8 protein-coding genes are annotated in these 13,951 nt (G+C 73.6%); 3 read left to right on the top strand and 5 right to left on the bottom strand.

All coding sequences use genetic code 11. From position 1 onward, the window contains the following. Window positions 1-563 precede the first annotated feature (563 nt). Window positions 564-1,124 carry a MarR family winged helix-turn-helix transcriptional regulator gene (locus BUE44_RS32540; protein WP_073502618.1) on the bottom strand — a complete coding sequence of 187 codons (561 nt, stop codon included), beginning with the start codon at window positions 1,122-1,124 and terminating at the stop codon, window positions 564-566. Window positions 1,125-1,256: 132 nt separating this feature from the next. Here BUE44_RS32540 and BUE44_RS32535 point away from each other — a divergent pair, with 132 nt between their 5' ends. Further along, window positions 1,257-2,528 carry an MFS transporter gene (locus BUE44_RS32535; protein WP_073502623.1) on the top strand — a complete coding sequence of 424 codons (1,272 nt, stop codon included), beginning with the start codon at window positions 1,257-1,259 and terminating at the stop codon, window positions 2,526-2,528. A gap of 173 nt (window positions 2,529-2,701) precedes the next feature. Here the strand turns inward: BUE44_RS32535 and BUE44_RS32530 are convergent, their stop codons facing one another. Together BUE44_RS32530 and BUE44_RS32525 are read right to left on the bottom strand one after the other, a co-directional pair. Further along, window positions 2,702-4,432, bottom strand: a complete 1,731-nt coding sequence (locus BUE44_RS32530; RefSeq protein WP_073502617.1) for an ATP-binding SpoIIE family protein phosphatase — start codon at window positions 4,430-4,432, stop codon at window positions 2,702-2,704. Window positions 4,433-4,559: 127 nt separating this feature from the next. Then, complete coding sequence (locus tag BUE44_RS32525; protein ID WP_073502616.1) at window positions 4,560-5,942, bottom strand: NAD(P)/FAD-dependent oxidoreductase; 1,383 nt, start codon at window positions 5,940-5,942, stop codon at window positions 4,560-4,562. 307 nt (window positions 5,943-6,249) lie between these two features. On the opposite strand from BUE44_RS32525, the gene BUE44_RS32520 reads away from it, so the two are divergent. Both BUE44_RS32520 and BUE44_RS32515 read left to right on the top strand, forming a co-directional pair. Next, window positions 6,250-7,068, top strand: a complete 819-nt coding sequence (locus tag BUE44_RS32520) for a TetR/AcrR family transcriptional regulator (RefSeq protein WP_073502615.1) — start codon at window positions 6,250-6,252, stop codon at window positions 7,066-7,068. A 363-nt stretch (window positions 7,069-7,431) separates the two neighbouring features. Beyond that, window positions 7,432-9,261: a sigma-70 family RNA polymerase sigma factor gene (locus BUE44_RS32515; protein ID WP_235002693.1), complete on the top strand. Its 1,830-nt coding sequence runs from the start codon at window positions 7,432-7,434 to the stop codon at window positions 9,259-9,261. 40 nt (window positions 9,262-9,301) lie between these two features. On the opposite strand, the gene BUE44_RS32510 is transcribed toward BUE44_RS32515, so the two are convergent. Together BUE44_RS32510 and BUE44_RS32505 are read right to left on the bottom strand one after the other, a co-directional pair. Then, entirely contained in the window at window positions 9,302-10,036 is a 735-nt protein-coding gene (locus tag BUE44_RS32510; protein WP_073502613.1) for a DsbA family oxidoreductase, read from the bottom strand. Between the two features lie 112 nt (window positions 10,037-10,148). Then, window positions 10,149-13,442 (bottom strand): BTAD domain-containing putative transcriptional regulator, encoded by a 3,294-nt coding sequence (locus BUE44_RS32505; RefSeq protein ID WP_107415918.1) that lies wholly within the window; start codon window positions 13,440-13,442, stop codon window positions 10,149-10,151. Window positions 13,443-13,951 lie beyond the last annotated feature (509 nt).

Genomic DNA, 13,951 nt, shown 5'->3' with positions numbered 1-13,951 from the left:
ATCCCGGTCCACCACGCAAGAGCGGCACCCGAAGAGGAATAATCCCCAGATGCACAGCGTCCTCGCTATGTGTGTTTTTTTTCAAAGGAACCTCATCACGCACCCACAAAAGGCACGCGACGGGGTATCAACATATCTGGCGTTGACTTTTGGCACGCTGTTGAGTTCTCAAGGAACGGAAGCTTCCTTCGAGACCGTTTCACCGGCCCCTCCGGGCTTTCCCTTCGTGTTTCCGACTCTATCAGACCCTTTCCGGCGCCTGACCCCCAGTCAGCGGGGCTTGTCTTTCCGGCCGTTGGGCCGTTCCGACGAGTGAGACTTTAGCGGACTTCGTTCGCTCCGGCCAAATCGGCCGGTTCGATCGAAACTCTGCACACATTCCGAAAAAACACACGACGGGACGACAAGAAGACGACGGCTCTCGGCCGTCGATCCGGTCGTCACTCGAATGGTCCTGCGGGATGGCTGTCCGGGGACCGACCGGGGTCGGCGCTCACGTCGGACAACTCGGAGTACATTACGCAGCTCCGACGGGAGTGTCAACCCTCGCTGTCGGCTTCCGGTCAGTCGAGGTCTTCGAGCCGGCCGCCGGCGTCCGGCTGGCTGTCCTCGACGCGGCGCAGCAGGCGGATCAGGATCTCGCCGAGGGCGGCGCGCTCCGAGGTGTTCAGGTCCTGGAGCAGCTCGTCCTCGAAGGCCGCGGCAAGGCGCATGGTCTGGAGCCACTTCTCCCGGCCCTCGTCGGTCAGCTCCACGATCACGCGCACCCGGTTGGCCTCGTCCCGCTCCCGGGTGACCAGGCCCTCGGTGACCAGGCGGTCGATGCGGTGGGTCATGGCGGCCGGGGTGAGGCCGAGGCGCTTGGCCAGGTCGCCGGGGCCCAGGCGGTACGGGCGGCCGACGACCACGAGGGCCTTGAGCACTTCCCATTCCGCGCTGCTGATGCCGAGGTCCACGAGCTGGCGGCCGTACGCGACGTTCATGCGGCGGTTGAGCCGGCCCAGCGCGGTGACGACCTTCTCCACCTGGGGGTCGACCTCGGGAAACTCGCGCTGGTAGGCGGCGATCTGGGCGTCGAGGTCCAGTTCCTGGGGGGCACCGGCGGAGCCTGCGGCTGCGGTCATGCCCCGAGTATCGCACGGTAGCGCTTTGCTCTAAAGCCCTTCGGAATGTACTCTTTAGCTTCGAAGTTTACTACTGAAGTCTTCAACCTGAAGTCTTGCCTGTCCGAGGGGAGAGCCGTGAACACCGTCGCCATGGGCGCAGCGCTGCGCCGTATCCAGCTGGGGAACGCCCTGAGCGCCTTCGGCAACGGCTTCACCGTGCCCTTCACCTTCGTGTACGTCTCCGAGGTGCGCGGGCTGGGCGCGGGGACCGCGGGTGTGGTGCTGGCGACGTTCGCCGTCGCCGCCCTCTTCGTGCTGCCCTTCACCGGCCGGCTCATCGACCGGCGCGGGCCCGTACCGGTCGCCGTGGTCGGCACGGTGCTGGCGGCCTCCGGGTCGCTCGGGCTCGGGCTGTCCGGAAGTGAGCCGGTGGTCATCGCCGCGGCCGGGGCGCTGGGCGCGGGGATCTCCGTAGTCCAGCCGGCGCTGGCGACGATGATCGTCTGGTGCTCGACCACGGCGACGCGGTCCAGGGCCTTCGCGACCCAGTTCTTCCTGGCCAACCTCGGCCTCGGGGTCGGCGGGCTGATGGGCGGGCTGATCGTGGACACCGCGCACCCGTCGTCCTTCATCCGGCTCTTCGCCATCGAGGCCGCCATGTTCCTCGTCCTGGGCGGCGTGATCGCCACGGTGCGCCTGCCGCACGCGGCCCGCCTCGACGACGCCGTCCCCGCTCCCGACGCGGCCGGCGGCTGGCGGCTCCTGCTGCGCAACCGGGCCATGGTGATGCTCTGCGTGCTCGGCTTCGTGCTGTTCTTCGCGTGCTACGGCCAGTTCGAGTCGGGTCTCTCCGCCTTCGCGGTGACCGTCACGCACATCTCGCCGGCGATGCTGGGCGTCGCCTTGGCCGCCAACACGGCGGCGATCGTGCTGGCGCAGTTCGTGGTGCTGCGGCTGGTCGAACACCGGCGGCGCAGCCGGGTGATCGCGGCGGTCGGCCTGGTCTGGACGGTGGCGTGGCTCGCCGCCGGGGTCTCAGGGCTGGTGCACGCGCACCACGCGGTCGCGGTGGTCGCGATCATCTCGACCTACGCGCTGTTCGGGCTGGGTGAGGCCATGCTCGCGCCGACGGTGTCGCCGCTCGTCGCCGATCTCGCGCCCGAGCGGATGGTCGGTCGCTACAACGCCGCGTTCGCACTGGTCAAACAGCTCGCCCTGGCGGTCGGCCCGGCGGTCGGCGGCCTCATCGCCGCGGCGGGGGCGTACTCCGCGTACGTCGTCCTGCTGGTGGCCTGCTCCCTGGCGGTCTCGGTCGTCGCCCTCCGCCTGGGCCGCCACCTCACGCCGTCCCAGGACTCCCCCCACCGCCCCAGCCGGGTGGTGGCCCACTCGCCGTCCCTCCACTCCGCCCCGGTCGCCTGACCCGCGGCTCCCCTCAGGGGCGCAGCTCAGGGGCGCGCGGGACTGGGCGCCCAGCCGTCGACGAGCGCAGGTCGCGACCGGCCCCGAGGGGCTGCTCGGTCCGTCCTGACCACCGGCCGGTGACAGGCTGAGCGCCCCCCGGGCCGCGAGCGGGCCGGCGCCCTCGGGAGTCCTCAGCCCGGAAGGGTGAACTCGCACCAGACGGCCTTGCCGCCTCCTGGCGTGCGGCGAGACCCCCAGGACGAGGCGATCGTCGCGATGATCGAGATCCCGCGACCGGCCTCGTCCACCGGCTCTGCCCGCCGACGCCGCGGCAGGTTGTCGTCACCGTCCGTGACTTCGATGACCAGCCGCCGATCCGTGCGCCGAAGGCGCAACCGCATGGGCGGCGTGCCGTGCTTGAGCGAGTTGGCGACCAGCTCGCTCACCGCGAGCACGCCGAGGTCGCGCAGCTCGACGGGGAAGCGCCAGGAGGCGAGCACGCCGGTGGCGAAGGCGCGGGCGCGCGGGGCCGCCTCGACGCCGCCGAGGAGTTCGAGCGCGGCGTTGCGGAAGACCTCGCCCTCGGGTCGGCCGGTGTGGTCGGGGTATTGCAGGACCAGGACGGCCACGTCGTCGTCGTGCTGGGCGGTGACGCCGAGCGCGCGCATCAGGCGGTCGCAGACGACCTGGGGGGCTCCCGTGGCGCCGGCCAGCGCCCGCATGAGGGTGGAGACGCCTTCCTCGATGTCCTCGCCGCGGCGCTCGATGAGGCCGTCGGTGTAGAGCACGGCGGTGCAGCCGGGGCCGAAGGGGACGGTGGCGGAGTGGTGGGTCCAGCCGCCGGTGCCGAGCGGCGGCCCGGTGGGCTCCTCGGTGCGCTGCACGGTGCCGTCGGGGTCGCGGATCAGGATCGGCAGGTGGCCGGCGCTGGCGTACGACAGCCGGCCCTCGCTGGGGTCGTGGACGGCGTAGACGCAGGTGGCGATCTGCGTGGCGTCGATTTCCGAGGCGAGGCCGTCGAGCAGCTGGATGACCTCGTGCGGGGGCAGGTCGAGGCGGGCGTAGGCGCGTACGGCCGTACGGAGCTGGCCCATGACGGCGGCGGCCCGCACTCCGCGGCCCATGACGTCGCCGATGACCAGGGCGGTGCGGCCGGCGCCGAGGGTGATGACGTCGTACCAGTCGCCGCCGACTGCCGCGTCGGTGCCGCCGGGCTGATAGGTGGCGGCGAGCCGGAGGTCGTCGGGCTGTTCCAGTTGCTGCGGCAGCAGGCTGCGCTGGAGGGTGACGGCGGTCTCGTGGAGCCGGCGCTCGCTCTCCCTGAGCCTTTCCGCGGACTGGACCTGGTCGGTGACGTCGGCGGCGAAGACCAAGACGCCGCGGCGTTCGGGGTCGGGGTCGCCGGCGTGGACGGGGGTGCAGGTGAAGGTGAAATAGCCCTGACGGGTGAGTGCGGTGGTGTCGGCCCTGCTTACTTTGCGGGCTTTGACGGTACGCGGACGTCCGCTGCGGTGGACCTGGTCCATGAGCGGCAGCAGGCCGAGCTCGGCAAGCTCGGGCAGGGCCTCGCGGGCCGGGGCGCCGGGGGTGCGGGGGCCGAAGACGTCGGCGTAGGCGTCGTTGACGAAGCCGACGCGGTGGGCGGGGCCGTGGGTGACCGCGATGAGCGCGGGCAGTTGGCTCAGCACGCCCGCCAGGTCGCCGGGTGCGCCGCCGATGGCCAAAAGCGCCAGGTCGTGGGCTTGCGCGGGGATGTCGGCGCGGACCTTCGCCGAGGGTGGGAGCGGGTCCGCGGGGGCGGGGGCGCCGCCCTTGGTGCCGCCGGCCGGTGCGGCGGCGTCGGCGGTTCCGGCGCGGGCCGCCGGGACGGCACCGCGTCGCTGTGTTCCGGGGAGCCGGGCGCTCCAACGCGTGAGGTTCAAACGTCCGATTCCTCGTATTTGTCACTCTTTGCAGGTGCTGCCGCACGGGTGGTCACCCGCCCAGTGTGGCCGACCGGGGGCCCGCGAGGGAATCACGCCGGTGCGCGGACGGCGCGTCGGGGAGCGCTCACGGGCGCGGCCGGCCGCCGTCACCGCCGCTTCCCGCGGCCTGTTCGAATTCGGCCCGCGGATGCTCCAGGGAGCCCAGCGAGACGATCTCGCGCTTGAAGAGACCGGAGAGGATCCATTCCGCGAGCACCTTGGACTTGCGGTTCGCGGTAGGCATCCTGCTCAGGTGGTAGACGCGGTGCACGAGCCAGGCCGGGTAGCCCTTGAACCTGCGCCCGTAGAGCAGGGCGACGCCTTCGTGCAGGCCGAGGGAGGCCACGGAGCCCGCGTACTTGTGGCGGTATTCGGTGAGCGGTTCGCCGCGCAGATGTGCCACGACATTGCCGGCCAGCACCTTGGCCTGGCGCACGGCGTGCTGGGCGTTGGGCGCGCACAGGACGCCTTCGCGGTCGGCGGTCAGGTCCGGGACGGCCGCCGCGTCGCCGGCCGCCCACACGCCGTCGTGGCCGGCGACCCGCAGGGTGGCGTCGGCGATCAGCCGTCCGCGGCCGTTCAGCGGCAGCCCGGTCGCGGCCAGGACGGGCGCGGGCTTGACGCCCGCGGTCCATACGACGGTCCTGGTGGGCAGCCGCGACCCGTCGGACAGCACGGCGATCCGGTGCTCGCACGATTCGAGGCGGGTCTCCAGGCGGATGTCGACGTTGCGCCCGCGCAGCTCCCGGACGGCGTAGCGGCCCAGCTGCTCGCCGACCTCGGGCAGGATCCGGTCGGTGGCCTCGACCAGCACCCACTTCATGTCCTCGACGCGGACGTTGTGGTAATAGCGCAGGGCGTAGCGGGCCATGTTCTCCAGCTCGCCGAGCGCTTCGACGCCCGCGTAGCCGCCGCCGACGAAGACGAAGGTCAGGGCCGCCTCGCGGACGCCGGCGTCGCGGGTGGAGGAGGCGATGTCGAGCTGCTCCAGCACGTGGTTGCGCAGCCCGATCGCCTCCTCCACGGTCTTGAAACCGATACCGAAGTCGGCGAGGCCCGGCACCGGCAGGATCCGCGAGACCGAGCCCGGTGCGATGACCAGCTGGTCGTACGGGATCTCGGTGGCGCCGCCGCCCTCCTCCTCGGTGGCCGGGGTGACGACGCTCGCGACCCGCTTGTCGTGGTCGACCGAGCGCACCTCGCCGACGACGATCCGGCACCGGTCGAGGACCCGGCGCAGCGGTACGACGACATGCCGCGGCGAGATCGACCCGGCGGCCGCTTCAGGGAGAAAGGGCTGGTAGGTCATGTACGGCTGCGGCTCGACGACCATGATCTCGGCCTCACCGCGTTTCAGCCGCAGCTTTCGCTGCAGCTGCAATGCCGTGTACATGCCGACATAACCACCGCCGACCACAAGAATGCGCGGTGTGCTTGCCCTGGCCGTGGCCGCCGACTCCGTCGTCATTGCTCCATGACGCAATGACCGGCCGCCGTTTGTCCACAGGGCGGGCACCATGATTCGTAGGAATCGGCATCGCCGCAGGTCCGCAGCCCGTGTCCGCATCGGGCCATCAGCGGGCAAACGCCCCAGGGCGCAACCGTGTCCCGCCCGGCTCTCGAAGAGCCCGAGTCCCAGGGATCACTCCCCCTTCATTCTTGACGCAGCCTCAACTATGTTCGTATCTCGTAGTAGTGCGCGGCACGACGCACGCGATCAACGAGAGCGGGGAGTCTCCGGGGGGAGACATTCAATTTTCCGGGGGGATACATACATGCGCATTCAGGACACGACGTGGACGACTTCCGCAGGTCCGGACGGGGGCACCGGCAGGGCGGCGCCGCTGAGGGTGGACGCCCAGCGGAATCTGGAACATGTGCTCAGGGCCGCCCGTGAGGTCTTCGGCGAGCTGGGCTACGGCGCTCCCATGGAGGACGTGGCCCGCCGCGCCCGGGTCGGCGTCGGCACCGTCTACCGCCGCTTCCCCAGCAAGGACGTGCTGGTCAGGCGGATCGCGGAGGAGGAGACCGCGCGGCTGACCGAGCAGGCGCGCACCGCGCTGGGCCAGGAGAACGAAGCCTGGTCCGCACTGGCCCGCTTCCTGCGCACCTCCGTGGCCTCCGGCGCCGGACGGCTGCTGCCGCCGCAGGTGCTGCGGGTGCAGGGCGCCCCCGGCGGCGAGCCGCACACCGCTCGCGCGTCGCACGAGGCCGAGGGGACCGGTGACGCCGCCCGGGTGCCGCAGCAGCGGATCAGGTTCGGCGCCGACCCCGCGGAGGGCGCGCGCTCGGCTCCCGGTGACCACGCGGGCCGCGACGACCTCGCCGACACCGGTCCGGCCGGCAGCCGCACCGCCCGCGGCGAGGAGCAGGAGGGCATACGCGCCCTGCTGGACGTCGTCGGCCAGCTGGTGGAAAGGGCCCGGGCAGCCGGCGAGTTGCGCGCCGACGTCTCGGTCGCCGACATCCTGCTGGTCATCGCCACCGCGGCGCCCTCGCTGCCGGACGCCGCGCAACAGGCGGCGGCCTCGGCCAGGTTGCTCGACATCCTGCTCGAAGGACTGCGCTCACGCCCGTCGGAACGACCCTCCTGACGCCCCGCCCGACGCCCCGCCGCCCGCGGCGGGAAACCCGGCGGCCGCTTAGGCCGTGCGGATGAACGTGGAGGACCGGTGAACGATCTCTCCACGGACGGGTGGTTCCGCCGAAGGCGATGACCCCGGGGGCCTCCGCTGTGCCAGGCTTGGCGCGTGGATGAGCCAAGCGGGGACTCCGGCGCCGCCCCCGCCGCAGGGGGCGGGCCGGAAGGCGGCGCGGGGCTGCCGTTTCGCAGGGTGCCGGGCCAGCGTGACCCGGTGGCGCGCCCCGAAACGGCGTTCCCGGATCAGGTGCGCCGCGATCCGGCACGGGTCGATCCGCCGCGCCCTGATCCGCTGCCCGGTACCGCGCCTGACGGCGTGACGGACGCGCCCGCCGACGACGACCTGCTGCCCGCGGGGCACCCCGAGCCCGGTTCCGGGTTGTCCGACGAGGAGCTGGTCGACCAGGTCAGAGCCGGCCGGGACAGCGCGTACGAGGAGATCTACCGCCGCCATGCCGAAGCGGTGCGCCGCTACGCCCGGACGTGCTGCCGCGACGCACACACCGCCGAGGACCTGACCGGCGAGGTTTTCGCCCGCACATTGCAGGCGATCCGCAGCGGCAGCGGGCCGCGGTCAGCCGTCCGCGCCTATCTGCTGACCACGGTCCGCCGGGTCGCGGCGACGTGGGGCAGCACCGCCCGCCGGGAGCAGTTGGTCGAGGACTTCGCCGTCTTCGCCGTGAGCGCGGCGGGCGCCGGCGCCGAGGCCGTGACGAGCGCGCCGGCCGCCGACGTGCGGGCCATGGAGGAGGCCGAGCAGTCGCTGGCCATCCAGGCCTTCCGCACGCTGCCCGAACGCTGGCAGACCGTGCTCTGGCACACCGCCGTCGAGGAGGAGCCGCCCAGCGCCATCGCCCCGCTGCTCGGCCTGACCGCCAACGCCACGGCCGTGCTCGCCCACCGCGCCAGGGAGGGCCTGCGGCAGGCGTATCTGCAGGCGCACGTCAGCTCCACGCTCACCGCCGAAGGCGAATGCGCGCGCTATGCGGACCGGCTCGGCGCGCACGCCCGCGGCGGCCTGCGGATGCGCGCGGACCGCGAGCTGAACCGGCACCTGAAGGACTGCGAGCGCTGCACGGCCGCCTCGCTCGAACTGGCCGACCTCAATTCGGCGCTCAAGGGGCTGCTGCCGGTCGCTTACATCGGCTGGTTCGCCGCCGTCTACGCCACCAAGGCCGCCGGAGCCGCCGTCGTGGCGGGCGGCGCAGCGGCCGCCGGAGCCGCGGGAGGCGCCGCGGCCGCCGCGACGGGTTCCGGCTCGGGCGCCGCCGGCGCCGCGGGAGGCGCCGCCGCGAGCGAAGGCCTCGGCGCGCCCGTCAAGGTCGGCATCGCGGCGGCTATCGTCGTCGCCGCTGCCGCCACCGCCTTCGCGCTGACCGCGGGCCATGACGCCAAGCCGCACAAGCCGCTCGCCAAACCGCCGGTGGCCGCTCCGGTCGCGACCACACCCGCGCCCCCTCCACCGCCCGCAGCCCAGCCACGGCCCGTGCCCAAGCCTGCCCCGAAGCCGCCGCCCGCACCGACCCGTCAGCCGGCGCCGAAGGCTACGGCGAAGCCGACCCCGAAGGCGACCACCCCGCCGCCTCCGCCCCCGAAGTCAAGCCCCACGCTGCCCGCCCCGAAGCCCAGCCCCACGCCGACGACCGCCCCGCCCGCGCCACCGCCGCCCCCGCCACCCGCGCCGACGGCGTACAAGGTCAACTCGCTCGGCATCAGCGGCATCGGCGACCCGACGCAGCCCACCATCCGTGCGACCGCCTCCGCGGGCGGCTGGTGGTGGGACCGCTGGGGTTTGACGATCGGCGGCACGGCTTATGGCCACGGCATCAGCGTGGGCACGCCCTCGTCGGTGACCATCGACCTCAACCGCGCCTGCGTCTCCTACGACGCCCGCGCCGGGATGGACGACCTGACCCGGCTGCTGCCCACCGCCGTGCGCTTCTCGGTCTACGGCGACAGCACCCGCCTGTGGACCTCCGACGTGGTCCGCGGCGGCGACCGGGCGGTGCCGGTACGCGTCGGCCTGAGCGGTTACACGACCATGCGCCTTGTCGTCACCCCGGAGCCCCGGCAGGGGCGGCAGGGCGACGGGTGGGGCGTCACGGGCCTGGCGGACTGGGCGGACGCGGTGATCAGCTGCTCGTAGCGGGGCGGCCGAGCCGCCGTACGGATCGGGCCGCCGCGGGTCAGCGGGCCGCGGTCGTGCCGCCGGTCGCGGGCACCTCGCACACACCGTCGGCGCAGGCACCGGCGTCGGTGTCGGCACTGGTGTCGGCGACGCCCGCGGCGGCGGTGTCCTTGGCGACCTGCTCCAACACCCGCAGGAAGGTCGAGGTCTCCTGGCCGCCCTGCACGGCCCACCGGCCCTCGAAGACGAAGGTCGGCACTGCCGTGATGCCGAGCTGCCTGGCCTCGTCGATCTCGCCGAGCACCTCGTCGTGCAGCCCGTCACCGCTCAGGAAGTCCGCGACCGCGTCCCGGTCCAGGCCCACCGCGACGGCCGCGTCGGTCAGGTGCTCGTGGTCGCCGATGTCCATGCCCTCGCCAAAGTGCCCCGCCATCAGCCGGCCCTTGAGCCGGACCTGCGCCTCCGGGCCGTACTGGTCCAGGGCGAAGCGCAGCAGGCGGTGGGCGAGCAGCGAGTTGTTCTCCAGGACCGTGTCGAAGTCGAAGTCGATGCCCTCCTCGGCACCGAGCGCGGCGATCCGCTGGTCCATTGCCGCGGCCTGCGGCCCGAACTTCGCGGCCAGCACCTCGCGGTGCGGGCGCGCCTCGTGCGGGGCGGACGGGTCGAGCTGGAAGGGCCGGTAGACGACCTCGACGGACGAGCCGTTGGGGAAGGCCGCGAGCGCCCGCTCGAACCGCGTCTTGCCGACGTAGCACCACGGGCAGGCGATGTCGCTGTAGATCTCGACCTTCACGGCTCTTCTCACTTCCGGTGGGCTGCGGCGGCGTCGGCGGGGGCCTCCGGCACGGCTTACGGGCTCCAGTATTCCTTGAAGCCTCAATGACGTAAGCCGCGGTCCGCGACCGCTATTCCCCGGCTGTTCCCGGCGGCTGCGCCCCGCCGCCGTCCGGAGCGCCGAGGCCCGCCCTGCCGTCTGCCAGTACCGCCACCACCAGAGCCACGGCCTGCTCCCGGTCCAGGCCCGCGCCGCGCTCGCGGGCCGCCGCCACCTCCGCCGCGGACAGCGCCGCGGCCGCCCGGGCCGCCACCGCGTCGGCGATCTCCTGCTCGGGCACGCTGCGCGGCACAGGACCCCGCACGGCGTCCGCGGCGGCCAGCGCCACCACCGCGGTCCTCGTCTCGCCGAGCGCCGTCAGCACCTCGGCCGCCACGTCCAGCTGCGCGCCGAGGATCTGCTCCGTGCACCCCGAGGTCAGCGCCGTCCGCAGTGCGTCGTCGACCAGGGGCAGCGCGGACCGCGGATCGCCCTCGGCCACCGTGATCCGTGCCGCCAGGCCCCCCAGCACGACGCGGAAAGCCGGCGGCGGGGTGCCGTCGGAGGCATGGCCCGCCGCGAGGTCGCACCATTGCCGCGCCTTCGCCACCTCGCCGCGCCGCAGCAGCAGCACGGCCTGGAGATAGCGCACATAAGTGCGCGCATCCCACACCGAATAGCGCTCGGCCTCCTCACCGGCGCGCGCCACCAGCCGGTCCGCGGTCTCGTCGTCGCCGGCCCGGTGGGCGATCTCGCCGAGCCGCGCGATGAGGAAGGCGGCCTCGGCAAAGGCTCCCAGCTCCTGACCGAGCCGGTGCGCCGCCTCCAGGTCGGCGCGGGCCGTCGCGTAGTCGCCGTGGGCCATCGCGATCTCACCGCTCGCGCTGTGCACCTGCGCGCGGATCCAGCGGTCGCCGAGGCGGTCGGCCAGCGTCTCCAGTTCCGCCCGGCTGTCGTCGGCACGTGCGAGGCCGCCCGGCGAGTCGACCGCCACATGGGTACGGAACATCAGCGCCGTCGCCAGCTCCCAGTCGCCACCGTGGACGCGGCAGTTCGCCACGACCGCCTCCGTATGACGACGGATCTCCGGGGCGCCCCCGAGAAGATACGCGGTGAAGGGCCACAGCAACCCGGGAAAACGCGCGGCCGGAGGACCACCGGCCGCGTACGCCTTCGCAAGCGCCTCGGCCATCGCCAGCGATGCGGGCGTCGACAGCTGGTCCTCCGCGGCGTGGTCGCTCTTGACGAAGTACAGCAGCATCCGCGCGTCGGTCCGCGGCCAATACAGCGGGTCGTCCGGGTTGTCGGCGGGATCGCCGCCCATCGCGACCACCTGCTCCAGCCAGCTGTCCGCCTCGTCGCGGTAATTGCGCAGCCACCAGAACCAGCCCATCGCCTGCGCGATGGCCAGCGCGTCCCGCTCCTCACCCGCCTCGACCGTGCGGTGGAGCGCCGCGCGCACATTGTCCAGCTCGGTTTCGAGCACCTCCAGCCAGCGCATCTGGTCCGCCCGGCGCAGCTCCGGGTCCGCGGTGAGGGCCAGGTCCCGGTAATGGACGGTGTGCCGGCGGGCTGCCCGCGCCAGTTCGCCGGGCAGTTCGGCGGCGCGCTCGGCGGCGTATTCGTGGATCGTCTCCAGCAGCCGGTAGCGCGCCTGCGGGCCGCCCTGCCCCTCGGGGGCGGGCACCAGATCCGCGACCACCAGGGACTTGTCGACCAGCTGCGCGACCGTCTCCAGCGCGTCGGGCCCGCACACCGCCTCCGCCGCTGCCAGCGTGCAGCCGCCCGCGAAGACGCTCAGCGCGCGCAGCGCCGTACGCTCCGGCTCGGTCAGCAGGTCCCAGCTCCAGTCCACGACCGCGCGCAACGTCTGCTGCCGCGGCAGCACGGTACGGCTGCCGCTGGTCAGCAGGCGGAAACGGTCGTCGAGGCGGTCGGCGATCTGCCGCGGCGACAGGGCGCGCAGCCGGGCCGCGGCCAGTTCGATCGCCAGCGGCAGACCGTCCAGCCGCCGGCAGATCTCCCGCACCGCCACCGCGTCGGGGCCGTCGTCGTCCCCGTACGGCGCCGCGCCCGGCCGTACGGTCGCCGCCCGCTCGGCGAACAGCCGGTAGGCGGTCGGCGGCGGCAGCGGCTCCACCGGCCGCACCACCTCGCCCGGCACCCCCAGCGGCTCCCTGCTGGTGGCCAGCACCGTCACCCCCGGGCACGCGGCGAGCAGTTCGGCGGTCAGCACGGCCGCGCCGCCGATCACGTGCTCGCAGTTGTCGAGCACCAGCAGCAAGCGGCGCCGCCCGCAGTATTCGAGCAGCCGCTCCACCGGGTCGTCCTGATGCGCCTCGCCGCGCAACGGCCTCGTCGCGAGCCCCTGGGCCTCCCGCCGGCCCAGCGCGCTCAGCACCGCGTGCGGGATCGCGGCGGGATCGTCCAGCGGGGCCAGCTCGGCGAGCCACACGCCGTCGGGAAAGCCGTCCGCGGCCCCCTCAGCGGCCTCCTGGGCCAGCCGGGTCTTCCCGGACCCGCCGGGGCCCGTCAGCGTCACCAGACGGGCCACAGCCACGTCCTGGCGGATGTCCCGCAGATCGGCCTCCCGGCCGACGAAGCTGGTCAGCCTGGCCCGCAGATTCCCGGCCGGCGCCGGGGTCGCCGGCTCCTGCGCCGGGGCGGGCTGCCGCAGCAGCTCCGCGTGCAGCGCCCGCAACTCCGGGCCGGGATCCGCGCCCAGCGCCTCGACCAGGACCTTCCTGGTCTCCTCATAAGCCACCAGCGCGTCCGCCGACCGCCCCGCCGCGCGCAGCGCCCTGATCAGCTGCGCCCTGAAAGCCTCGTCCAGCGGATGCGCCGCCACCGCCTCCCCCAGCGCGGGCAGCACATCTGCGGCCCTGCCCAGCGCCAGCTCCGCCTCGACGTGCAGCCGCCGCGCCGTGCGGCGCAGCGCGTCCGGCCGGGCGGCGGCCGCCGCCCGCTCCGGCAGATCCGCCAGCGCCGGCCCGCGCCACAGCGCCAGGGCCCGCGCCAGCACGTCCGCGGCCTTCTGCGGATCTCCGCCGGTCAGGGCCGCGTCGCCCTCCTGGACCAGCCGCTCGAACGCGTACAGGTCCACGGCGTCGCGCTCCGCCGCCAGTCGGTATCCGCCGGGCTCCGACGTCACGGCGTCCCGGCCCAGCGCCCTGCGCACCCGGGCGACCAGCGCCTGCAGCGCGCCCGCGGCGTCCGCCGGGGGGTGCGCCGCCCACACCTGGTCGATCAGCGTCTCGGCCGGCACGGGACGTCCCGCTTCGACGGCGAGCGCGGCCACGAGCGCCCGCGCCCGCCCCCCGCCCAGAGCCACGGGCTCGCCGCCCGTACCCCGCACCTCGGTAACCCCCAACACCAAATACCGCACCCGCGCATTCTCCCGCCCCTTGCGCCGGCTGGCCGCCGTGTCGCGGTCCCCGCGCCCCCGGATGACTGTCCCTTGCGGTGCGTCACTTGGGCGCGGCGCCATCGTGGTTGCGCGCGCAGTTCCCCGCGCCCCTTGGTGATTGCCCCGTGCGGTGCGTTGCTTGCTTTCCCGCCTCTTCGGCGGGGCGCTCCGTTCTCCCCCAGAGCTTCGCCTGGGGGTACCCCCACGCGCCCCTGAAAAACGCGTGCCCTCCTGCGCAAGGGTCCGGCTCCCTGGCAGGGGTCGGCCCCTGGGCGTGGGAGGACGCAGGACCAAAAGGGGCGCGGGGAACTGCGCGCGCAACCACGCCGCCGCCGCGCCCAAGTGACGCACCGCACGGGGCAGCACCCGAGGGGCGCGAGGAACTGCGCGACCAACCACAGCGCCGCCGCAGGCAAAGGACGCACCGCAAGGGGCAGGAGGGGGCGGCTCCCCGCCAGGGGCTAGGGCCTGTCCGGCGGATCTTGGCG

This window comes from Actinacidiphila paucisporea (assembly GCF_900142575.1).
Classification (GTDB): domain Bacteria; phylum Actinomycetota; class Actinomycetes; order Streptomycetales; family Streptomycetaceae; genus Actinacidiphila; species Actinacidiphila paucisporea.
This window is presented reverse-complemented; position numbering and strand designations above follow the sequence as displayed.